Source organism: Bacillota bacterium, assembly GCA_040755295.1.
GTDB lineage: Bacteria > Bacillota > Desulfotomaculia > Desulfotomaculales > Ammonificaceae > SURF-55.
In genome coordinates this window covers 14,945-37,730 of record JBFMBK010000018.1, presented here as the reverse complement: position 1 = coordinate 37,730, position 22,786 = coordinate 14,945, and the positions used below count along the sequence as shown (strand labels likewise).

23 protein-coding genes are annotated in these 22,786 nt (G+C 54.0%); 17 read left to right on the top strand and 6 right to left on the bottom strand.

Annotated features, from left to right (window positions below):
• The first annotated feature begins 93 nt into the window (after nucleotides 1-93).
• From hrcA to AB1500_11530, 10 genes are all read left to right on the top strand, one after another.
• Nucleotides 94-1,122: a heat-inducible transcriptional repressor HrcA gene (gene hrcA, locus AB1500_11575; GenBank protein ID MEW6183789.1), complete on the top strand. Its 1,029-nt coding sequence runs from the start codon at nucleotides 94-96 to the stop codon at nucleotides 1,120-1,122.
• Between the two features lie 47 nt (nucleotides 1,123-1,169).
• The gene (locus AB1500_11570) at nucleotides 1,170-2,747 is read left to right on the top strand and encodes a TCP-1/cpn60 chaperonin family protein (protein MEW6183788.1); all 1,578 of its coding nucleotides are present in this window, start codon (nucleotides 1,170-1,172) and stop codon (nucleotides 2,745-2,747) included.
• Nucleotides 2,731-3,315 carry a nucleotide exchange factor GrpE gene (gene grpE, locus AB1500_11565; GenBank protein MEW6183787.1) on the top strand — a complete coding sequence of 195 codons (585 nt, stop codon included), beginning with the start codon at nucleotides 2,731-2,733 and terminating at the stop codon, nucleotides 3,313-3,315. The genes AB1500_11570 and grpE overlap by 17 nt, the downstream gene beginning before the upstream one ends.
• Before the next feature lie 166 nt (nucleotides 3,316-3,481).
• Nucleotides 3,482-5,290 carry a molecular chaperone DnaK gene (gene dnaK / locus AB1500_11560; protein MEW6183786.1) on the top strand — a complete coding sequence of 603 codons (1,809 nt, stop codon included), beginning with the start codon at nucleotides 3,482-3,484 and terminating at the stop codon, nucleotides 5,288-5,290.
• Nucleotides 5,291-5,509: 219 nt separating this feature from the next.
• Nucleotides 5,510-6,649, top strand: a complete 1,140-nt coding sequence (gene dnaJ, locus AB1500_11555) for a molecular chaperone DnaJ (GenBank protein MEW6183785.1) — start codon at nucleotides 5,510-5,512, stop codon at nucleotides 6,647-6,649.
• 267 nt (nucleotides 6,650-6,916) lie between these two features.
• On the top strand, nucleotides 6,917-7,786 hold the full coding sequence (prmA, locus tag AB1500_11550) for a 50S ribosomal protein L11 methyltransferase (GenBank protein ID MEW6183784.1): 870 nt from the start codon (nucleotides 6,917-6,919) through the stop codon (nucleotides 7,784-7,786).
• Nucleotides 7,787-8,164: 378 nt separating this feature from the next.
• Nucleotides 8,165-8,746, top strand: coding sequence for a MarR family transcriptional regulator (locus tag AB1500_11545; GenBank protein MEW6183783.1), 582 nt, complete (start codon nucleotides 8,165-8,167; stop codon nucleotides 8,744-8,746).
• Nucleotides 8,747-8,803: 57 nt separating this feature from the next.
• Nucleotides 8,804-9,721, top strand: coding sequence for an NAD-dependent epimerase/dehydratase family protein (locus tag AB1500_11540; GenBank protein ID MEW6183782.1), 918 nt, complete (start codon nucleotides 8,804-8,806; stop codon nucleotides 9,719-9,721).
• 414 nt (nucleotides 9,722-10,135) lie between these two features.
• The gene (locus AB1500_11535) at nucleotides 10,136-10,408 is read left to right on the top strand and encodes a type II toxin-antitoxin system prevent-host-death family antitoxin (protein ID MEW6183781.1); all 273 of its coding nucleotides are present in this window, start codon (nucleotides 10,136-10,138) and stop codon (nucleotides 10,406-10,408) included.
• On the top strand, nucleotides 10,392-10,712 hold the full coding sequence (locus AB1500_11530) for a type II toxin-antitoxin system RelE/ParE family toxin (protein MEW6183780.1): 321 nt from the start codon (nucleotides 10,392-10,394) through the stop codon (nucleotides 10,710-10,712). The genes AB1500_11535 and AB1500_11530 overlap by 17 nt, the downstream gene beginning before the upstream one ends.
• Nucleotides 10,713-10,885: 173 nt before the next feature.
• Here the strand turns inward: AB1500_11530 and AB1500_11525 are convergent, their stop codons facing one another.
• Nucleotides 10,886-11,320: a DUF188 domain-containing protein gene (locus tag AB1500_11525; protein MEW6183779.1), complete on the bottom strand. Its 435-nt coding sequence runs from the start codon at nucleotides 11,318-11,320 to the stop codon at nucleotides 10,886-10,888.
• A gap of 555 nt (nucleotides 11,321-11,875) precedes the next feature.
• Here AB1500_11525 and AB1500_11520 point away from each other — a divergent pair.
• The 6 genes from AB1500_11520 (at nucleotide 11,876) to AB1500_11495 (ending at nucleotide 18,409) form a co-directional block, all read left to right on the top strand.
• Nucleotides 11,876-12,835, top strand: a complete 960-nt coding sequence (locus AB1500_11520) for a DNA double-strand break repair nuclease NurA (protein ID MEW6183778.1) — start codon at nucleotides 11,876-11,878, stop codon at nucleotides 12,833-12,835.
• 121 nt (nucleotides 12,836-12,956) lie between these two features.
• Nucleotides 12,957-14,879: an ATP-binding protein gene (locus AB1500_11515; GenBank protein MEW6183777.1), complete on the top strand. Its 1,923-nt coding sequence runs from the start codon at nucleotides 12,957-12,959 to the stop codon at nucleotides 14,877-14,879.
• Nucleotides 14,880-14,989: 110 nt separating this feature from the next.
• On the top strand, nucleotides 14,990-15,982 hold the full coding sequence (locus AB1500_11510) for a metallophosphoesterase (protein ID MEW6183776.1): 993 nt from the start codon (nucleotides 14,990-14,992) through the stop codon (nucleotides 15,980-15,982).
• Nucleotides 15,983-16,013: 31 nt separating this feature from the next.
• A complete protein-coding gene (locus tag AB1500_11505; GenBank protein ID MEW6183775.1) occupies nucleotides 16,014-17,465 on the top strand; it encodes an AAA family ATPase in 1,452 nt (483 codons plus the stop codon).
• Nucleotides 17,462-17,749, top strand: a complete 288-nt coding sequence (locus tag AB1500_11500; protein MEW6183774.1) for a hypothetical protein — start codon at nucleotides 17,462-17,464, stop codon at nucleotides 17,747-17,749. The genes AB1500_11505 and AB1500_11500 overlap by 4 nt, the downstream gene beginning before the upstream one ends.
• A gap of 3 nt (nucleotides 17,750-17,752) precedes the next feature.
• On the top strand, nucleotides 17,753-18,409 hold the full coding sequence (locus tag AB1500_11495) for an ATP-binding protein (GenBank protein ID MEW6183773.1): 657 nt from the start codon (nucleotides 17,753-17,755) through the stop codon (nucleotides 18,407-18,409).
• Nucleotides 18,410-18,537: 128 nt separating this feature from the next.
• Here the strand turns inward: AB1500_11495 and AB1500_11490 are convergent, their stop codons facing one another.
• Nucleotides 18,538-18,816: a metal-sensitive transcriptional regulator gene (locus AB1500_11490; protein MEW6183772.1), complete on the bottom strand. Its 279-nt coding sequence runs from the start codon at nucleotides 18,814-18,816 to the stop codon at nucleotides 18,538-18,540.
• Nucleotides 18,817-19,015: 199 nt separating this feature from the next.
• On the opposite strand from AB1500_11490, the gene AB1500_11485 reads away from it, so the two are divergent.
• Nucleotides 19,016-19,333, top strand: a complete 318-nt coding sequence (locus AB1500_11485; protein MEW6183771.1) for an iron-sulfur cluster assembly accessory protein — start codon at nucleotides 19,016-19,018, stop codon at nucleotides 19,331-19,333.
• 69 nt (nucleotides 19,334-19,402) lie between these two features.
• Here the strand turns inward: AB1500_11485 and AB1500_11480 are convergent, their stop codons facing one another.
• The 4 genes from AB1500_11480 to AB1500_11465 all read right to left on the bottom strand — a co-directional run bounded on the left by AB1500_11480 (nucleotide 19,403) and on the right by AB1500_11465 (nucleotide 22,732).
• Entirely contained in the window at nucleotides 19,403-19,837 is a 435-nt protein-coding gene (locus AB1500_11480; protein ID MEW6183770.1) for a C-GCAxxG-C-C family protein, read from the bottom strand.
• Nucleotides 19,838-19,969: 132 nt separating this feature from the next.
• On the bottom strand, nucleotides 19,970-20,455 hold the full coding sequence (locus tag AB1500_11475) for an alpha/beta hydrolase (protein ID MEW6183769.1): 486 nt from the start codon (nucleotides 20,453-20,455) through the stop codon (nucleotides 19,970-19,972).
• Nucleotides 20,430-21,098: a hypothetical protein gene (locus AB1500_11470; GenBank protein ID MEW6183768.1), complete on the bottom strand. Its 669-nt coding sequence runs from the start codon at nucleotides 21,096-21,098 to the stop codon at nucleotides 20,430-20,432. Before AB1500_11470 ends, AB1500_11475 begins: the two co-directional genes overlap by 26 nt.
• 254 nt (nucleotides 21,099-21,352) lie before the next feature.
• Entirely contained in the window at nucleotides 21,353-22,732 is a 1,380-nt protein-coding gene (locus AB1500_11465; protein ID MEW6183767.1) for a right-handed parallel beta-helix repeat-containing protein, read from the bottom strand.
• Between the last annotated feature and the right edge of the window lie 54 nt (nucleotides 22,733-22,786).

The window sequence follows — 22,786 nt, the reverse complement described above, 5'->3', positions numbered from 1 at the left end:
AGAATGAGACTTGACAACGCGAGATCTAACTGTTAATTTTATATTAAAGCTTTAGCACTCGATAGATGAGAGTGCTAATAAAGGGTGAGGTCTATGCTTAATAATAGACAGGAGCGCATCCTTGCGGCGTTAATAGAAGATTTTATCGATGCGGCGGAGCCGGTCGGGTCAAGGACGATCGCCAGAAAGCACGGTCTGGGTTTAAGCCCTGCCACGATCAGGAATGAAATGGCCGACCTAGAAGAAATGGGGTACCTTGAGCAGCCTCACACTTCTGCCGGACGAATACCTTCGGAACGGGGATACCGGTATTACGTCGATAACCTGATGCAACCGGAGGAGCCGTGCGGTGAGGAGAAAGAGCTTGTAACGGCGCATATCCAGACAAAGGCACAGGAGATCGCTACGGTAATAAAACAGACCGGATCCATAATAGCGCAGTTGACCAGTTGCGCCGCACTTGCAGTATCACCCTGCGGAAAGGGTGTATACCGGCATGTTCAACTCGTGCATTTTGGACCCGGTCAGACTATGGTTCTGGTGGTTTTAGCGTCGGGCGAGGTTTTGCACCGGGTGATACCGGTCCCTGACGGGATTACGTCGTACGATTTAGAGAGTATTTCCGGGGTTATTAACGCGAACCTTAAAGGTCTCACGGTTAAAGATATTAAATTCACGATCCTCAAGGAGATCTATGCGGAACTATCGCGGTACAGGGATGTGCTTGATCTGGCATTCGAGTTCATTCATGAGAGTCTTACCACCAAGGAGGATTATGTTTACCGCGGTGGGATTCACAGCATCCTCAACCAGCCGGAGTTCAAGAATGTGGAACGCCTCAGGACGCTGATGGGGCTGCTGGAGCAGGACGAATTCTTGTGCGGTCTTTTAACGGCCGGAAGCAGTCGAAAAGGAATCGACATCCGTATTGGCCGCGAGTTTAACCGCGAGGATATAAGCGAGTTAAGTTTGGTGACTACGGACTACCAGATAGGCGGGAGGATCGGCGGTGTGCTGGCGGTCCTGGGCCCTACCAGGATGCGCTACGCGCGGGTGGTGGGATTGCTGCGTTACGCGGCTGAGAATCTTTCCGAGGAACTGGATAAAATCTTCGGCAGGTAGGGAATGAGTAGTAAGAAGGTAGAAGGTATGCAGGAGGAAACGTCCCAGTGAGCTTAAAACAACAGTCTACAAACGGTTCCGAAATTAATGAGCGCCTTGCAGCGCTCATCTCCAACACTAACGCCGTTAGGGCAATAGCCTCCGCCGTGGAAGGGACCCTGGGGCCGAAGGGCCTCGATACGATGCTGGTCGACCGATTTGGGGAGGTCGTAATCACCAACGACGGAGTGACCATTCTGACCAATATGGAGGCCACCCACCCGGCGGCGAAGATGGTTATTAACATCGCCAAAGCCCAGGAGGAGGAAGTTGGCGACGGCACCACCACCACCACGGTTATGGCGGGCTCTATGGTCGGAAACGGACTGGAGCAGGTGATTAAGGGAGTGCCTGTCGCAAAGGTGATCGAGGGCATGCGGCAGGGAATAAACCTGGCCGTGGAAACGATGCGGCAGCAGTCCGTCATCCTAAGCGGACTTGACGACCTGCGGCTGAATTCGGTGGCGCTTATCGCCGGGCGGGGACATTCCGACATTTCCGACCTGGTCGTTACCGCGGCCCGACTTGTAGGACGGGACGAACTGATGAAGCCCGCGTTTAAACTCGCGGATATAGTTGTCGCCGAGGAAGGCGCCGAGAATCAGGTTTTCGACGGCGTGATAATCGGCAAAGAGCGGATAAACCGGCAGATGCCGGAGCATCTTACGGGCGTTAAGGTTATGGTGATAGACGACGCCCTGGAACCCGAGGAGGTAGAAGAGGAAGCGCTGGGAACGGAATCCGGTTTCAACCGGTTCCTGGCTTTGCAGGAAGAGTTCAAACTGAATATTGATAAAATAAAGGCCATGGGGGTCGGGCTTGTACTGGTCGACCGCGGAGTTTCGGATATTGCGGAAGAGAAACTAACCGACGCCAATGTGATGGTGGTACAGCGCGTGCTGCAGAAAGAACTGCGGCGGGCGGCCGAGCACACCGGCGCCAGGATGATCAAACGAACCGGTCTGGCCAGGGATGTTTCGGAACTTAAAAAGTATCTCGGAAGCGCCGGGGCCGTTAACAACAACGAAAAACTGGAACAGGTCTGGATCCATTCCGGCGGGGGCAAACCCATGGCCACGATAGTCGTCGGCGCCGCGACCGCGGAAGTGGTCGGAGAGCGGGAGCGCATCGCCAAAGACGCGGCGGCGGCGGTGCAGGCGGCCGTTAAGGGTGGTGTGGTTCCGGGGGGCGGCGCCCTTGAACTGGCCGTGGCGCGTGAAGTCGAAAAGATGCGGGGCCGCATCAAAGGAATGGCAGCGTATGGCGTAGACTGCGTGGTAGAGGCGCTTAAGCGTCCGCTGGCGCAGATTGTTGCGAACGCGGGTTTTAACCCCCTCGAGAAGGCAGGGGATGTTTTTGCCGCACAGGTGGCGCGTCGGAAGAACACCCTGGGGATAGACTGCGACACCGGTGAGGTCAAGGATATGATCAAGGACGAAGTATTGGATCCGACGCCGGTTAAGATACACGCCCTGAAAGCCGCGGGGGAGATAGCGGAGGCGATTTTACGGATCGATACGATCATAAGGAAGCGTGAAGATAAACAGGAAGGCAGGGATTCCGTTAAAGATGGCGGAGCAGGATAAAGGTAGGCAGGAGAGACATAACGGCGAATCTGACCTGTCCATAGCGGCTGACGAACCGGAAAGAAAAGCCGACGGCATTACAAAGACCCTGGCGGTTTCCCCGGAGCAGCGGATCGAGGAACTCGAAGGGGCTCTCGGGGTGACTGAAAACAAGGCACAGGAGTACTACCAGCAGCTTCTGAGGCTCCGGGCTGATTTTGAAAACCTCAGACGGCGGGTCAATAAAGAGCGGGAGGAGTTTCTCCATCTCGCCGGAGAGGCGTTGGTGGCGGCGCTTCTGCCGGTCCTTGACGATTTTGAACGGGCGCTTAAATCCCCCGGGGATAAAATTGAGGATTTTTTAGCCGGCCTGGAGATGATTCACCGCCGGCTTAGTGAGACTTTAACCCGGGAGGGCCTGGAAGTAATCCCCACGGTAGGTGACGTGTTCGACCCAACGCGACACGAGGCGGTAGCCTTCGAAGAGGCCGGAGAGGGACCCGAGAATACCGTTGTGGAAGAATTCCGGCGGGGTTATGTCTTTCGCGGCAAGGTTTTGAGACCGGCACTGGTTAAGGTGGTCAGGTAAAACCAAGTGAATGTTCAGTAAACCACATATGCTTGCAGATTGCCGTCAATTTTAAAACACGGAAGAATCGCGGAACGAGGCTGCAACTAAAAGCTGCTTATCGCCCTTGCTCCGTGGGGGTTTACTGAATGATTAAGAAAACTAATTGTAGGAGGATGACGGGAAGATGGGAAAAATCATCGGTGTCGATCTGGGTACGACAAACTCATGTATGGCCATTATGGAAGCCGGAGAATCAGTAATCATCCCGAACGCTGAAGGTGGACGGACGACACCGTCTGTGGCGGCGTTTTCCAAAACGGGTGAACTACTGGTAGGACAGGTGGCAAAACGTCAGGCCGTTGCAAACACGGAACGTACCGTCGCGTCGATTAAGCGGTATATGGGGTCGAATCACAAGGTGAAGATTGATGATAAGGAATACACCCCGCAGCAGATATCCGCATTTATTTTGCAGAAAATGAAGTCGGATGCCGAGGCTTACCTCGGAGAAAAAATAACCCAGGCGGTAATCACCGTACCGGCGTATTTCGATGACGCGCAGCGTCAGGCGACCAAAGACGCGGGGAGAATCGCGGGACTGGAAGTGCTGCGGATCATTAACGAACCCACGGCGGCGGCGCTGGCTTACGGCCTGGATAAAGAAGAAACACAGATTATCCTCGTCTTCGACCTGGGTGGAGGCACGTTCGACGTTTCCATCCTTGAGATCGGTGACGGGGTTTTTGAGGTTAAGGCCACCAGCGGCAACAACCGGCTGGGCGGCGACGACTTCGACCAGCGTGTGGTGGACTACATGGTTGCGGAGTTCAAGAAAAACTACGGGATTAACCTCGCCGCCGACCGGATGGCGCTGCAGCGGCTTACGGAAGCGGCGGAAAAGGCCAAGGTGGAGCTTTCCGGGGTTACTTCAACGAATATTAATCTGCCGTTCATCACCGCTGACGCATCCGGTCCCAAGCACCTTGATATCAATATAACAAGGGCTAAGTTCGACGAGCTGACCGCCGATCTGGTGGAAAAAACGATGGGTCCGACCCGTCAGGCGCTGAAGGACGCCGGTTTTGGTCCCGAGAAAATCAACAAGGTTTTGATGGTCGGCGGCGCCACCAGAATGCCTTCAGTCCAGGAGGCGGTCCGCCGTTTATTCGGAAAGGAGCCGCACAAGGGGATCAACCCGGACGAGTGTGTGGCGATCGGCGCCGCGATCCAGGGCGGTGTGCTCGGCGGCGAAGTGCGGGACATCGTCCTTCTCGACGTGACACCGCTGTCGCTGGGCATTGAGACCCTGGGCGGGGTATTCACCAGGATCATCGAGCGTAATACCACCATCCCGACCCGGAAGAGCCAGGTGTTCACCACAGCGGCGGACAACCAGCCGTCGGTGGAGGTTCATGTGCTGCAAGGGGAGCGCCAGATGGCGTCGGGCAACAAGACACTCGGCAGATTCCACCTGGACGGTATCCCACCAGCGCCGCGCGGGGTGCCCCAGATTGAAGTGACCTTCGATATAGACGTGAACGGTATCGTTAACGTCTCGGCGAAAGACATGGGCACGGGAAAAGCGCAGAGTATTACCATCACCGGTTCCACCAGGCTGAAGGAAGAAGATATCCAGCAGATGGTACGGGACGCCGAGCAGCACTCCGCGGAAGACAGGAAACGGAAGGAAGAAGTCGATACCAGAAATCAGGCAGAGTCAATGGTATACCAGGCGGAGAAGGTAATCAAGGACTTCCGCGACAAGGCCGACAAGGAAAAGATCGAACGGCTTGAAAAGGCGGTCGGCGAACTTAAAGAGGCGCTTTCCGGCACTGATATAGAGGCCATCAAGCAAAAGCTTGAGGCTTTAACCGAGCCGCTGCACGCGCTGACGGCGGAGATGTATCGGCAGGCTTCAAGCGCCGACGCGGGCCAGCAGACGGATCAACCGCCGGGTGACAAAACGGTGGACGCCGATTATGATGTGAAATAACTATTCAGGTGCTCACGAGGGGCACGGCGATAAGCAACGCATTGCTGCGTCAGCCCGGCGAAGCTGAATCCTCACGTACGTATTTTAGTACGCTCCGATTCGTCTCCACCGATCTTCCTTGCACTGCATGACTTCTCGCCGCGTTCCGTAAGTGTAGGTGACGGCTGAATAGTTGCTATGTGAAATAGTTCTGAAATACCGGGGAGAATGGTGTGGTTAATGGCAAAGCGTGATTACTACGAGGTTCTGGGAGTTTCGCGGGACGCCACCCAGGATGAAATAAAAAAGGTCTACAGGAAGTTGGCGCGGCAGTATCATCCGGACGCAAATCCGGATAACAAGGAGCAGGCCGCGGAGAAATTCAGGGAGATTACCGAGGCGTATGCTATCCTGTCGGATGCCGAAAAGAGGGCGCAGTACGACCGTTTTGGTCATGCCGGGCCGCAGGGACAGGGTTTTGGCTTTGACTTCGGGAATGTCAACTTTGAGGATCTCGGTTTTGACTTCGGTTTCGGAGACCTTTTCGACGCCTTGTTCGGCGGCGGCGGAAGGCGTCGGCGCGGGCCGCAGCGCGGGGTTGATCTGGAAGCGGAGGTCGAGCTTCCTTTCAGGGAGGCGGTTTTCGGAACCGATAAGGAACTTAACGTTCCCCGGACCGAAAAGTGCGACAGATGCGGCGGTTCCGGCGCAACTCCGGGAACAAGTGCTGAACAATGTAACAAATGTAACGGTTCGGGACAGGTGAGTTTTTCCCGCTCTACCGCCTTCGGGCAGTTTATTCAGACCGCTACCTGTGATAAGTGCAGGGGGACGGGGCGCTTTATCGCTAGTCCCTGCAGTGTCTGCAGGGGTACCGGTAACGTAAGGCGCACCCGCAAGGTGACCGTGAAGGTTCCCGCAGGGGTGGACGAAGGCATGCGGCTCCGTTTGAGGGGCGAAGGCGAGCCCGGCGTATTCGGCGGGCCTGCCGGCGATCTGTATGTCTACCTGAGGGTACGGCAGGATCCGATCTTTCGGCGTGAAAATCAAAACGTTATATGCGAGGCCCCGGTTTCCTTTACGCAGGCGGCCCTCGGGGCGGAAATCGAGATCCCAACCCTGGAAGGTTCGACGCGAATTAAGGTGGCGGAAGGAACGCAGTCGGGAACGGTACTGCGGCTCAGAGGAAAAGGGGTGCCGAGTACGAGCGGTTACGGTCGGGGCGACCTGCTTATTAAGATAAAGGTGGTAACGCCGACCCGGCTTACGGAAAAGCAGAAAGAGCTGCTGAACGAATTGGCGAAGCTTTCCGGAGAAGAGGAGTCGAAGACAGAAAAGGACAAAGGGTTCTTTGAAAAGGTCCGTGACGCTTTCGTGTAAGACGCCGTACAACATTAAGGGAGTCCCCACGCCGCTTACGGTGGCATAACGAGAATGAAAATAGGCGACCCGTAAGCTGGTTACTTAGATGCGGAAGAGTAACACAAACGGAACGCGACGAGAAGTGATGGAGTGAAGGAAGACCTGCGGGGACGAACTATGCAATTAGGAAGTGAGAGGTGGCATCTCCCACCTCGCAGTTGGCAGCAATGCGTTGCTTATCGCCAAGCCCACCGGAAGTAGAAGTAATTTCGAGGGAGTATAGCCGTGAAATGGCTCGAACTAAGGGTGACTGTCAGATCCGAAGATGCGGACTTAGTCGCCTTGATCGTTTATGAATCAACCGGTCGCGGGGTGGTGATTGAGCCGGGATACTTTAACGGCGAAGGCCACCCTGCCTTATTTGAATCGACGATTATAAAGGGTTATCTTCCGGCCCAGGCCGCCGGAATAATAGAAAAGGCTTGCGCTGCCCTATCACCCTACGCCATCGGAACGGTCGACGTTTTAAAACTTCCCGAAACCGACTGGCTGAAAACCTGGCGCGAGCACTACAAACCCTTCAGGGTCGGAAGAAGTCTGGTGGTCAGGCCGCCGTGGGAGAAATACACCCCGCTGCCCGGAGATCTGGTCATAACCATAGATCCCGGCATCGCCTTCGGGTGCGGCACGCACCCAACCACAAGGTTGTGCCTTGAACTGATGGAACGGGCGGTAAAACCGGGGATGGTGGTTTACGACGTGGGCACCGGATCGGGTATACTGGCGGTCGCTGCCGCGCGACTCGGGGCGGCGAATGTAGTGGCGGTGGATGAGGATGAAACAGCGCTGCGGGTTGCCTCGGAGAATATAGCGCACAACGGCCTTGAAGACGTGGTGGACACTGTTGAAGGGGACCTGCTGAAGGGAATGACCGGCATGGCCGACCTGATCGTATCCAATATAATCACCGGGATTATCATTAGTCTGGCGCCGGAAGCCGCCGCGCGACTCAATCCGGGAGGAGTCTTCGTAGCCGGAGGAATCGCCGCCGCCCGGGCGGACAAGGTGGAAGAAGAGCTGAAAAAGTATTTTTCAATAAAAGAAATCGTCCTTAAAGACGATTGGGCGGCGTTTCTCGGAGTCCTCCGGGAATGACCCCCGTATAAACCGGACTGTTTCAGGAAATGGGATGTTTTTCTTAGCTATGAGTAACCCCCATCCGTCTTAAGAAAACAGTACTTCTTTTGTGCTTCTCACGGCGTTTCGTTTGTGTTACATTAATTCAGCCAAGTAACACTGTTACGGGTCTATATTTCCATCCTTCGTGGCGCCGCTGAATGCGGCATGTGGGACTCTTAAGAAAATAAAAACCGCCCTCCCGGATATCCCCGATTATAAAAGAGCTTGAATCCTTTAAAAAATAATGTTGGTGATATCAGTATTAAAAGACTATTGAAAATAAGGTATATTACGTTTATAATGTTCTAAACGTACTTAATCTTTGCATGGCTTATTGGAGGTGATTCGTTCAACATGGATGATGCGTTGGAAAAGGCGCGCGGTCGTTTGATTGAAGCGTTCGGAAGACAGAGCGCGTTCTGGGGGCTGGGGAAAATCACCGGTGAGTTATATGCGGTACTTTATCTTTCCGAAAAGCCGGTCAGCCTCGGTGAACTAGCGGAAGCGCTCGGTGTTACCAAAGGAAACGTGAGCGTGGCGATCCGTTTGCTGGAACAGCTCGGCATGGTGCGGCGCAGCATGCGTCCCGGCGACCGCAGGGTCTTTTTCGAAGCGGAACTCGATTTCTGGCTGATCGCCAGACGAGTGCTGGAACAGCGTCAGAAACCGGAGTTTGACGAATCATTCGGCATGATCGAGGATGGTCTGCGTCAGGCAGGCGAGGCCGAAGCAGGGGGAAAGCGTGATTTTGTGTCGGCCAGGCTGAAACGGCTGAAAGAGTTTTACGAGGAACTGGATCAGATTGTGGAGACGGTTTTGATAATCGGTCCCGAAAAGCTCTCCTGGTTGGTGAAGGTTGTTGAAAGGCTACAGCAGATCGGCGGCAGCAAAAAAGGAAATACGGATGCAAATAACAGAGCAAAAAAAAGACGGTAAGACACGGGTTGTGAACGTATCAGCGGCGGTTTTCCTCAGACGGGAAGAGGTGAGGATATGGAAACGTCGGAATTGAACGTGGTTACCGGGGCATTCGGATATACCGGCAAGCATATCACCAGACGACTTTTGTCGCTCGGGAAAAGCGTCAAAACATTAACGGGACGTCCCCGCCGCACGAATCCGTTCGGCGGGCGGGTGAGTGCCGCTCCGTTCAACTTCGACAATCCAAGGGAATTGATTAGAAGCCTTTGCGGGGCTGAAACATTATATAATACATACTGGGTGCGCTTCCCGCATGGTGACCTGACGTATGACAAGGCCGTTGAAAACACCGGGATTTTGGTTAAGGCGGCCCGGGAAGCCGGTGTGTGCAGGATTGTGCATGTCAGTATTACAAACGCTTCGCCGGATTCACCCCTCCCTTACTTCAGGGGAAAGGGGATCCTGGAGGAATTCATCGCAGGTTCAGGAATGTCGTACGCCGTAATAAGGCCGACTGTGATTTTCGGGAGTGAGGATATTCTGATTAACAATATGGCGTGGCTGCTTCGCCGGTTTCCGGTGTTCGCGGTTCCGGGTTCGGGAGACTACCGCCTGCAGCCTGTCTTTGTGGAAGACATGGCCCGGATGGCTGTTGAAGCAGGGCAAGCGAAGGACAACGTGGTGATGGACGCTGCAGGCCCGGAGGTTTATACGTTCAATGAACTCGTAAGGCTTATCGCCGAAACGGTAAAAAGCGGGGTAAAACTTCTTCACCTAGAGCCCGGACTGGCTTATGCCCTTTCCCAGTTGATCGGTCATATAGTAAAGGATGTGGTGTTGACCTGGGACGAAGTAAAGGGGCTTATGGCCGACCTTCTGGTTACCACCAGCCCTCCCACGGGGTATACACGACTAAGCGACTGGCTGACGCGGAATTCTGCGACGGTCGGCAAGAGGTACGCATCGGAGTTGAACCGGCACTATCGGTAAGTTACGAGTTACGAGTTACGAGTTTCGGGTTACGGGTTACGAGTTACGGGTTACGGGTTACGAGTTACGAGTTACGAGTTTCGGGTTACGGGTTGCGAGTCGCGAGTTGCTAGTGCATAGTTGGAAGGGACGAAAGGGGAAGGATGAAAAAGCTCGCGCTATGTTCAGCAAGGTAATCTCTCAAGAAGATCCGGAGGATAAACTGATATTTCAAGACCTGACCCCATGCATGCGAGCCGAAACAGCTTTAATGATCGTACGATTGCTTGATCTAATTGGATAAATGATGTGTTTGAAAGCCCTCTATCTGATAGGGGGCTTTTTTTGGGAATGAAGGCAGGTTCACTTGCCGCCGATGTCATAAATATGATAGTTTATAGTTAGAATAAAGATATGAGAAAGGGGTTGCGGAGAATGAAGATTAAACCTTCCACAACAATCCGTCAGGATTATAATGGCTTTTCAAAACTTTGCCACGAGCTTGACGAGCCGGTAGTGCTTACCCGAAACGGCGAAGCCGACTTGGTTGTTATGAGTTATGAGGCGTTTCGACGTATGGAGGCCCGCATTAAACTGCAATCCAAGTTGCTGGTAGCAGAAAAGCAAATTGCTGAAGGTGCTCACCTGCTTGAACATGATGAAGTCATTAATAGGATTCGGGAAAAGATCAATGCCGCGAAAGTATAAAATCAAATATGCTCCTGCAGCAGTTGATGATATGGATGAGATTTTCTCATACATATCACAGGATAATATTGCTAACGCAGAAATGATGCTGGAAAAGATAAACGGAGGAATAACTAAACTAACGGAGTTTCCTAATATGGGTTCACTGTTATCGGATGAGGAGTATACGATCATTCAGCGTGGATACCGCTTTATTATTGTACAGCCGTATCTCGTCTTTTACAGGATAAAAGACAATACGGTGATCATTCATCGTATATTGCATGGTCGGCGGGATTACCTTCGTGAGTTATTTGACTCGTAGGAGTGCGTTAAAAAATCTATCGGAAGGTTTGTCAAAGAAAATAAGCATAAGGGCAACTTTCGAGTGGTTCCCCTGGTAAGAATACAGAAGAAGCGGTATTGTGCCGCCGCGGCGCGTGCTGGGCCAAACGAATGGGATTTCTTAAAATACGGAAAACGGTGTCGAGGAAATCCTTAAGGACGTGTCAGCAGGCTTTTAAGTGCGGCTTCGAACCGGCGGTCATCCTCCGGTGTGCGTTTCGCCGGTCCCCTGGTACGCAAGCCGCCGCGCCGCATGCGGGCCTTCAGTTCGCGTTCTTCAAGCAGGAAGGCGATGGTTTCAGGTTTGAACATGCGCCCGCCGGGGGAAAGCGCGGACGCGCCTTTGCCGAGGACGAGGGCGGCAAGGCCCCAGTCCTGCGTTACAACAATGTCACCGGCGCATGCGGCATTCGCGACAGCGATGTCCGTCTCTTGCGGGGCGTTGCCGACGACGATATGCTTTTCGGATTCGATGTTGTGGTTAAAGCTGGCTACCGTCCACAGCGGGACATCGTTTTCCACGGCCGCCTTGCGGCATATCCTCAAAGCGCCAGCCGGACAGGCGTCGGCGTCCACGATAATCTTCACAATTTCCCACCCTTAGTCTTCACTCTTCATATTATAATACGGTCTTTTTACCTTCGATACAGCCTTGCCGCTGGAGAAAGTGTATGGTAGGATGCAAATTAGAAGCTCCCAAAGAGATACTGTATCTATTCAGGGTCAGAATCCAGTATCCAGTATTCAGTAGTCAGAATAAAAGAAAAAACCTTGGGGTACCTTGGAAGATAGCTCATTGCACGGTATCAAGTATCGGGCTTCTCGTGTTCAGAAATCTAAGGTAGGTTGATTCGGCCAACCCGTCTCTATTCAGGATTGTGGCTACTACCAGCACTCAGGTGTTAATTTACCGATAGGATAATAAATTATTACCTGGCTTGGATAAGGCATCGACCCCCCGTTGGTTTGGCTATACACTGAGTGCTGGATGAATTCAGACCCGGAACCCCTGCCTGAATAGTTACGAGATACTTCTGTTCTGATGTTAAGCTGGAATGGCGATTTAACTGTTGTTGCATTGTTTTTTTATAATGGCGTTCTTGGCGTGTTGTCGGTTGATTTATTTGTTAGGGGGGCGGGTTATTGCTCGTAGCCAACGAAGGAGCACTGGAGGAACTGCGGCGTTTCGGCAGGATGCTTTCCGGTTTCAAGAGGCCGGAACCCGGCGCTTTACGCGCGGCTCTGTCACGCGCGGGGCGTTTTCTTAAAGTCAGGCCCGAAGTCCCTAAGGAGGCGGTTGTGGCGGTTGACGGCTCCTGCCAGACCGTCGGGACCACTTACCCCTATTACCTTGCCCTCATCCAGGCGGTGGCACTCAGGCTGCCGCCGTCAAGTCCCGCTTATATGGAACACCGAATTTTTTCGCCGCTTTTTTCGGAGGAAAGAAAAGGGTTGGAGTCGCGGGCCACTGATCTGCAAAATGTACAGGTGGTTGCGGAGAACCGTATCAGCGAGTTGATGGCCCAGGCGGAACTTTCCGCGGCCGTCAGGGCTGCTGTTGAAGAAAAACAAGGTCTTATCCTTCTCGACGGGGGATTTATTCATTTTAGGGCACGGGGCGGGGTCTTGTTCAAACAATTGGTCGAGCACGCAGCGGAGAGCGGGTCTCTTGTAATCGGTGTGATTGAAGAGATATCCAGCCGGTCGTTGGAGGAGACGGTTACGGGATTGTGGGAAGGGAACAGCCTGCCTTACGACCGGGAGATCCTTTACGGTTGTCTTGAACCGGACGAGGTGTTTGTGGTGCCGGCGCCGCTGCGTAAGGATGAAGCCATCGGCACGGTCTTCGCAAGGTTTTCCGCCCACCCGCAACCCGTGGCTTTAGATTTTCCGGCCTCCCGGGAGGAAGAAGTACTGTCCAAACTTGGAGCGTTGCGGGCGCTTACTCCGCATGACGGGCGGGGAATACCCGCTGTAATCGACATAGCCGACAGGTACGTGCGGCTTTCGGCGGCCGAGGTGGAACAGATGGTGACGGCGGCGGTGCCTGCCGGGCTAAGGGAGATGTTTTTAAAACCGCACCGTCTGCGGCGGCCGGTGTAGTTCAAGTAGACAGTAGGCATGAGTCGAAAGACGAGAGTCTAAGTCCTAAGTCAAGAAAAGTTAAAACCTTGAGCTTAAAACTTTAGCCTTGGAACTTTGATTGTAAAGAAGGGGTTGCTTTTTGAGGCTGATAGGCGCGACGGACCAGCAGCGGGCGAAGGTGGCGACACGCGAACGGCCTTTCAGGATCAACGAGTTCCTGGTGGTGGATGACGGGACCGTTGAGGTGCTGGTCGAGGTTGCGGCTACATTCGCGGTAAACCCTTTACTGCCGGATTCCACGCGGGGACCGGGACTGATTGACGAAGCGACGCTGGGAACCCTTCAGGCGTTGGGATACAGCCCGCTCAACGAGACCTTTTACCTTGCGGAAGTCCGGGTTACGATGGAACTTTCGCGCCCGCTTTCAGTCGGGGCAAAGGTCCGCCCCGCCGTGTTCGAAGAGGTGCGCGATCTCCTGCTGCCGGCGGATACGGGACGCTCGGCGCTTATCGGGGTTGTGCGGGGAACCGAAGAATTTCTACTGCCTCCGGACCTCCGACACGCGGTTTTTCGCTATCTTTCCCGGGAGGATTACACCGAAAAGCTTGAAGGGGTGCCTTTTTATCTTGACTGGGTCCAATTCAGCCAGTACCCGCACATCGGCATATTCGGCGGTTCCGGTTCCGGAAAATCATTCGCTCTGAGGGTTTTGGTGGAGGAGCTTATCCGGCAGGGACTTCCCACGGTGGTCTTCGATCCTCATTTTGAACTGAGCTTTGACCAGCCTCTGGTCCTGGACGAGCTTTTCATTGAGAAAAGAGAGCAGCTTGCCGGACGGTTTACGGTATTCACCCTCGGCCAAAACGTAAGTGTGAAGTTTGAGGAGCTTTCCCGCGGCGGTCTGGTGACATTGCTGCGGTCGGTTATGGAGGGTTGGACCGAACAAATGGAGCATGCGACGCGGATACTCTGGCGTTCCGGCGACAGCTTTGAAACCTTCCGGTGGCGGCTGACTTCCCTGGCAGACGCGCTTTCCCAAAAGAACCGGTACGACCGGGCGCTGGAAGCCCTGGAAAAAGGCGAGGATATGGCGGCGCGGTTGTATCCGAATGACCCGGGGCGCCAGGAAGAATTCAGAAGCCGGCTGGAAACATACCGGGAGTACCGTGACAGCGGCGTTGCGGAAGCGACTGCTTACGCCGTACTGCGGCGTCTTAACTATATGGTGCACGGTAATCTTATCGGTCCACAGGGAACTGAGGTGTTGGAAGACACACTCAAGCAGGGAAAAACCTGCATTGTCCGCGGGGAGACGCACAACCTGGGGATTTTCGCGACCTACGCGGTAAGAAAACTTTTCGGGCTGCGCCGGCGTTACCGTGACAGCCTGCAGTACGGGAACGGGAGGGAGGCATTCTTTCCGCCTTTCTTTATGGTGACCGACGAGGCGCACAATCTGGCGCCGAAGCCGAAAGGGGAAAAGGATCATTCGCCGGCCCGGGCGGTGGTGCGCGAGATTTCGCAGGAGGGCCGGAAATACGGTGTCTTTCTGGTCCTTGCGACACAGCGCCCGGCGCTTTTGGACGATACGGTTAACGCGCAGTTGAACACCAAGATTATTCTGAGGACTGTAAGGGCGCAGGACCTTGATGCCATAAGCCGGGAGACCGACATCGGACCACACGAGATCGCCCGCCTGCCTTACCTTTCTTCCGGAAACGCTTTCGTTTCCTCGGCGATCATCGGGCGAACGGTCCCCGTTACCGTACGCGCGTCCTGGACGCGGAGCCCCCACAGTGAGAGTCCTTTTGCCGAGTGGCAGAGGCATCTCGCCTCGGTGGGGGAGGATTTGTGGCCGGCGGTGCGTGGTTTTTTGGGCGAAAACAAGGGGTTTATAACGGAACCGGACATCGCCGCGTGCTTGAACCATTGTCAGGGGACGCTTGACCGGAGGGTAACGGAGTCGGAACTGCGGCGGGTTTTGGAGCGGTGGTCGGCGGAAGGCCGTCTCCAGGCGAGACCGAGCAAGGCGTTCGGCGGCATGCGCTGGGTTATTAAATAGTTCAAGGTTCAACGTTCAACGTTAGGTCCGGGACTTGGGACTTACACCTACTGACTACTGGCTAACGGCTACTGAATACTGACCGACTACCGATACCGGAGGATTTTCTCATGCGGTTACTGTATGTCACCGACACTCACCTGCGCGGGGTGGCGCCGCGGAATCGTACCGATGATTTTGTGGCCACGCTGATGGCAAAACTCCGCGAAGTGGTCGACCTTGCCAATAAGTTGAAGGTTGCCGCCGTTCTTCACGGGGGGGATGTCTTCGACATGCCGATGCCGGGTCTTGCGGCTTCCGGAGAGTATGGCGGTATCCTGCGGGGCCTCGAATCGCCGATTTACATCGTTCCGGGAAACCACGACCTTCATGGACAGAACCCGGCCACGCTGATGCGAACGCTGCTGGGTTTTCTGGGGCGATGGGAGGTTCTCCGGATTCTGGACAGAAAGATAATCTATTTCGATGACGGCAACGTCAGGGTTCAGGTTTCCGGAGCGCCATATCATTTTTCGATCGATGACGGCGGCGAGGATTACATCGTCAAGAAAACAAACTCCGACGTGGCGGTCCACATATGTCACGGGGCGCTTTTGGACCGCAGCTTCGGGCCGATGGTGAAGTACACGCTTATCGACGATATCGCGTCGTTGACCGAGGCGGATTATACCTTCTGCGGACACTATCACCTTGGTTTTCCGGACGCCTTCCGGGACGGGAAATGGTTTATCAACCCGGGGGCGCTGGTGCGGTTGTCCGCCAGTCAGGCCGAGATGGCCCGGTGGCCGTCGGTGGTGGTTCTTTATATCGAAGGAGACCGGGTGTGGCACGAAACCATAAAGCTTAAGTGCGCCAGGCCCGGCAGTGAAGTGCTCGACCGGAGCAGGATTGAGGATGCGGCTTTCCGGGAACGGAAGCGGCAGGAGTTTTTACAGTCGGTCCGTCAGATAACCTCGCAGACGGGTTTCGCCCGCACCGATCCCGAGGCGATACTGCTGAGGGTGTTGGAGGGTATGAAAGAAAAACCTGAATTCCATAAGGTTCAGGACGAGGTGTCGAGCCTCTGGTCCGAGGTAATGGGGGAGAACGTTAAACGCAAATGACCCGGTCGAGTGATTGGGGGGAAACAGGGATTTGAGGCGGCTTAAGCGGGTGGTACTGGAGAACTTCCAGTCGCACCGGTATACCGAAATTGTTTTTGCGCCCACGCTGACGGTGTTGATCGGAGAGTCGGACCAGGGGAAATCGGCGGTTGTACGGGCGCTCAGGTGGCTTTTTTACAACAAACCGCACGGGGCCGACTTCATGCGGGCGGGCTCCGATTATTGCCGGGTGGCGGCGGAGTTCGACGACGGGGTTGTCGTATTCAGGGAAAGACGGGGCAAAGTAAACCGTTACGAAATCAGACGGCCCGGGCTTGAGCCGTATCCACTTGAAGGATTCGGCCGCGAAGTGCCTTCAGAGATAGAGGAATTGACGGAAGTTCAAGCGCTTAAACTCGAGGGGGCGGTTTTCGAACTGCATGTGTCCCACCAATTGGACCCTCCCTTTCTCCTGAGGGAAACGCCTGCGGTGCGGGCGCGGGCGGTGGGGCACCTGTCGGGGACTCATCTTTTCGACGCCGCGGGAAAGAGGGCGGGCCGCAAGATCGCTGTCCTGTCACGTGCCCGTTCGGAACTCGACGAGAAACTGGCTGCGTTAGAGGTCGAAATACAGGGTTTCGAAGATCTGCCGGAGGTCGAGGAGAAATACAGACGTTGCGCAGATTTCTTCCAGAAAAGCCGGGACGCGCAGAATGCGGCGGATAGTCTGAACGCGCTAAAGGAAAGGTACGGGCGGGTGACCGGGGAGCTCGCGCAAAAAGACGGTCTTATCAGGTTAATACCGGACCCGCGGGAACTGCAGGCGGGCTGTGAAACCGTGCTCCGTAATGCACTGCTGTTCGAAAAAATTAAGGATCTTTACGAAAAAAGGGAAAAGTTCAGGGAGGGTCTCTTACGGGTTAACGAGGTAATTTCGCAGACAGCGAGGATGAAAGAGACCGAGAAAGCCGCAGGAGAAGTCGAGAATTCTACGGAGCAGATACATGTTCTAAAGGCTAAAAGCGATCAATTAATCGGGCGGCAGAGGGAACAGAGAAGGATAAGCGAGATGCTGGGGCATCTGCAGGCGGTTTTGCGGGCGGAGGAGGTTGCGGACCTTTTCGTGGAACGGGCCGCAACTTCGGGTTTATTAAAGGATCGGCACGCGCGGTGGACGGAATGCTCTACCCGGCTGCGGCGGGTGGAGGCGGTGCTGACAGGGCTGAGAGGGGTTGCGGAAGCGGAGGCGTCCCGGGAACGCGGGACGGAAGATGCCCGGCGGCTTACGACATTGACAGAACTTCAACGACGGCGCCTTACCATACGGAAAGACCTATCGAGTGAAAGCGAAAAGTCCGGCAAAGCACGGACGGAGGTTGAACGGCTGGCTTCTGAACTCAGGCGGGTTTTGCTGGAGGCCAGGCGTTGTCCGGTGTGTCACACGCCCCTGAATTCCGAACAGGTCGAATCGATTTTACGAAATGAATTGGGGGAGGAAAATTGAAGACGGGCGATTTCGAAAAGGATATCAGCAGGTTGAAAGAGGGGATCGAGAAGGCAAAAAGACTGCGTGAACAGGCAATGGCCCGGAAAGAGGTTCTTGAGCAGCAACTGAAGGAAATAGAGGCCGAGGTCAGGGCGCTGGGAGTGGAACCGGACCGACTGGAGGAAGAGATAGCGCGTCTGGAGGCGGAAGCGCGTTCCTCACTCGAAGAAGCGGAAAAACTCATACCGTGGGAGCTTATTCATTCGATGGAAAAAAGTCGGGGCCAGGCCGGAGGAAGATAAACGATGACGGGTGTCATGGAGGTTGCCGAAGCGCTCAAGCGGTTCGGGGATTATGCGGTTCGCCGCCGGTGGGAGTACGATCGACTTGTAGAGACCAAGAGCGTTTTGCAAGACGAACTTGCCGGCGTTGCAACGCAGGAAGCTGTCGTGACCCAGGCGCGGGAGGTTTTTCAACTGGCGGCGGAAACAGCCCGGGAGCAGGCCAAACAAGGCGTGGAAAAGGTGGTCACCTGGGCGCTTCAGTCTGTTTTCGGCTCCGAGATCTCATTTGAGGTATCCCTGGAGGAGCGGCGCGACCAGCCGGAAGCCGACTTCTTTGCGGTGAGCACTTACGGCGGTACAGCGCCCGTAAGAACCGAGCCCACAGAAGCACGCGGCGGCGGGGTGGTGGACGTAATCTCCCTGGCCCTGCGGAATGTTCTTCTTGAAAGGACGCGCATGGGAGGCCCGCTTATTCTCGACGAACCCGGAAAGCACGTGAGCGAGGAATACGCCCGGCCTCTGGGGGAACTTGTGAGAGCCATGAGCGAAGACGCCGGACGCCAGATAATCGTTATCACCCACAACAGCGAGCTTGCAGAAACCGGAGAGCTGGCTTACAGGGTGGAGATTAAAAACGGCGAAAGCAGGGTGTTGCCGGTGGGCGCCGCAGCCGAGTGAAAATACCATTAAAACCAAGCACCTATCGGTTTGCGCAACCGATAAAAAAAGCATGGCAGCAACACGGCGGGCGCGGTTGCGAACGAATAATACTACCCGGGTGTCGTTGATTCATCCAACGACGAATTTCAGAGATGAGTATCCAGGATTGCGCTTAACTTCTTACGTATGCAAGAAGTGGCCTCCTCGTCGGAAACCACCCTTTCCTCTACACAACGCATAATGTAATATCCGAGGAGCACCCTGTTGCATTTGCGGACGGCCGCGTTGAGGGCCTTGAATTGATCGAGGATCTTTTCGCAATCCTGGTCTTCAATCACCATCCGGGACATACCGCGAACCTGTCCCTCAATCCTTTTCAGCCTGTTGATGATACTGGTACGGGCTTCGTCTTGTAAGGCGTGCATATGTATCCCTCCCTATACCCCTCAGGGTATATACCTTTGAGCGTAACGGTATAATCCCTGGTTGTCAAATAAAAAATAGTTTAAAATTAAAAACAGGGTTGACTTTTTGGACATAATTGTGATAACATACCCCCTGGGGTATATATAGTCAGTGAATTTAGTTTAAATTTAATATTAATTGCCGGGAAGGAGAACAAGAATGATCAATGTGACACCTTTGGCTCAGGAGAAGCTCAAGGAGTATCTGGTTCAGCAGAAGAAACCGGAGTCGTACATCAGGGTTTATGTAAACGGCATTGGGTGAGGCGGACCCAATTTTGGACTGGCTCTGGATGAGTCGGCAAAAGAAGAGGACGCCGTTTTTACTTCCGGAGACATAAAGTTCGCGGTGGATAAAGCTACGGTACCTTATCTCAATGATGTTGTTCTTGATTACACCAAGACCTGGTACGGCGGCGGATTTTCCATTTCATCTAGTAAGCGCGGGTCGTGCTCCGATTCATGTTCATCCTGTTAGAGCATCGGGTTTAATTAATGGAAAAGCCTCCGCGGGGAGGCTTTTCTTTTTTTCTAGACAATGGCGCGTTCAGATTATTTGTTCAATTATTTCCGCCGCATCATGTACGAATTTGGGGCAAAGGTTGTTAATGAGGTTTTGTTCTATTGCCAGTTTCATGCCTTCGGGAGTGCTGATATCGCAGCCAAGTAAGTTTTTGCATGTGATGCTGCCGTTTCGGAATTTAAACCTGCTTACAAAATCTCTGGTAAGATCATAAGTGTTATCTTTCGGCCCCTGGTCTTTAATTTTTGCTGTGCCGTGTTTAAGTCCTATAATCATGAACGCGCCGATAACCGCGCCGCATGTTTCCCCGAGACGGCCCATCCCCCCCCCGAAAGGAGAGGCAATTTTAAGGGCCTTTTCCCGTTCAAGACCAAGTTCCACCGCGTAAGTAGAAAGCAGAGCCTGCGCGCAGTTCGAACCTTCTTTGAACAGGGATACAGCGGTTTCTATACCATTCATTTTTCTCCCTCGTAAATAAGCGTTCTTTCGCCGCTTTCCGTGTATGTTACAACACCAAAAATTAATAGATGTTGGTGCGTTTGCGGGGACGCTTATTTATTTAAGATATGCGCGCGTATGGTAAGGTGTTCCTCAGGGGGGCGGCTTCTCTAAAAGAAAGTCCGAGACTACCCGGATAAACCTCCCTTTACATTCGCGCGGAAGCAGATGACCGCATTCCGGAATAACGTGCAGTTCCGATCCCTCAATCAACGTACGCGCGCGATAGGCGTGGGAAACGGATATCAACCTGTCCCGCGCACCGTGCAGGATCAGCGTCGGGACCCTTTTTTCTTGAAGCCTTTCCACGAAGTTGCTGCGGACTCCGTTAGGGCCGAACTCGCTCCGGAGCCAGGACAGGAATGCCCTTTCCATATCCGGGGTGACAGCAAGCTTGAGGATTTCATCGATTTTTCCCTCCACCGCCCGGCGGTCGCTGCCGAAAAAAAGGCTTGCCCTGAGGATAATCCACCTGTTACGGAGGCCGAGACGCAAATAATGAATACGCAGTCCGTCTACTTCGATCCATCCGTCCTTGGGTTCGGATGGTTTATTACTCGGGTGTCGGGCCATCTTCATGGTTCGCGTCCGTGAGCGGAATCATCACGCCCCCGGGACCGCCGTGAGGAATAGCGCCCAGTTCGCGCAGCCTTTCTAAAATAGAAGACGCCTCGGCGTATATGCGCCCGATATCGATGGAGGAGCGCATGTTATAAAACTTTTGCTCGCTTACTATGTAGAGTCGGATAGGGTAAACCTGAGGGTTGAATACCTCGCGGTGGGAAAGCGCCATGTTGTAAGCCGCAAAAGTTGACGGCGGTTTTTTCGAAAGTCTCACAATGTTCTCGTCGAGGTATTCGTCGAAGTGTTCGAGGCTGTTGCGCACCTTGTTATTAAGGATTTCCTCCAGCTTTAAATCCGCGAGCGCCTCGCGCAGTAACCTGGAACGCTTTTGGCGCAGGCGGAATACCTCCATCGATTCGTTTTTATACCTTTTCTCCCCGGTATATACAAGCTTTTTAAGGTTGGCGGCGTTGACGAGAACCGAAACAATGTGCGCGTGCAGTTCGGGGGATACCTTTATGTAATAACCTTCTTTGGGGTCAGGGGTATCCTTGAAAATGGCTTCGCAGTGTTTTTGTATCTCGCTGCTGAGCCATCCCAATTCGTGAAAGTATAGCGAAAAGAGGTTGGATTGCGCCGCGGCAACCGTACCGGTCACTCTTACCACCACCGTTTACGCGGTATTTGATTGATTGTACGGCCTTATAAAACGTACATCCTAAATATGCGAGCGCGGAAGACCTGATGACTACTTCTCCGTGTGTGAACGATTCCCTGCACGAAATACGTATATCGGCGCGTTGCGTGATAATGCGATTGTCCGCAGGTGCGATGCGCCTTTAAAACGAAGAAGTGAGGACCCCGCCGGGGGACCCTCACCTCCTGGTTGTCCTTAAAACCGCGCCGGAATAATTACACCGGGCTTACCCGCGGGAGGTTGTCCTGCCCGCCCTTGAACTTGTAAGGCAGATCGACGATTCCGTTGTGGTCGGAATCGGGTGAGGTCCAATTGTTCCAGTAGTTACCCGCATCGGAATCGTTGAAGGTGTTGGCGAACCAGGTCCATGCCTGGGTGGCGTTGTTTACGAAGTTATTGTCGTAAACCCGGTTGCCGCCGCACCACATGAACAGTCCGTAAACCGTGCTGTTCGAAACGCTGTTGTTAGTGATGGTGTTGTTGCCGGCCTGACCGGAGACGGCGATCCCGCTGAGGTTCTGGTCGATGATGTTCCTCGTGATGGTATTGCCGCCCGCCAGCGCGCTGAAGTTAATCCCGTCGCCGCCGTTGGAGCGGATGCTGTTGTCCGTAATGGTATTGCCGCCCGATTGGTTGGTCATGCAGATTCCGTGGCTTACGTTAGACTCCAGCGCGTTGTCTTCCATGATGTTGCCGCCCGAGCAGGAAAAGCCGCGGATACCGCAGCCGCCGTTGTACTTGATCTCGTTGTCCGTAATGGTGTTGGCATTGGACATCTGTTGGAACTGAATCCCATTGGCGGTATTGGATGAAATCTCGCTGTCCCGAACGGTGTTCGAATCGGAGTTCATGAAAAGAATCCCGGTGCCGTTTGAAAGCAGCCTGTTATCAGTAATCGCGTTATTAGTCGAAGCCAGCATGGCGATGCCGCAGGTGTTCGATTCAGAGGCATTGTCTTGTATAGCGTTGTTTGGGGAGGCCTGAAGGTAAAGCCCGGAACCGGTATTACGGGCCAGGGTGTTATCTGTTACGGTGTTGCTGCCGTTTCCCTGAAGGTGGACGCCGTTGCCGCCATTGTCTGTTGAAGCGTTGCCGCTGAAGGTGTTGGTGCCGCCGCCTTGGGCATGAATCCCGTTAAAGTTATTGGACATGACTTGATTGCCGTTTATAACATTGTTGCTGCTTCCCAGCAAAAAGATGCCGTAGTCGTTATCCCGGAGCGTGTTGTTCGAAACAGCGCTGTACCCGGTGGCGTGTAGGCGGATCCCGTACGTGAAGCCCGTAACGGTTATATTTTTAATGCCAACCTCAGTTTTAACCGCAACAATGACGCCGCACCCGGAACCCGTTCCGGTCAGCGTTTTGCCGTTGCCGTTAAGGGTCACAAAGCTGCTGACTATCTGGATTGTCGTATTGTTAAGATCTGTAGTAAGAGTGCCTGTGGCGGTGCCGGCATCCCAGGTGCCGATTCCCGCGACGCTCCATCCGTTATTGCCGAGCGTGACCACCGCCGGGGTTGCCGCCGAAGCTGTTCCGACACCGGCAAGCCCGATTAAGAGGAGTCCCAGGATCAAAACAATAGTAGACCTTCTCAAAAAACCCCACCTCGCTTTTTGTTTTGACCTTAAATTCTACTTGCTACCCATTCA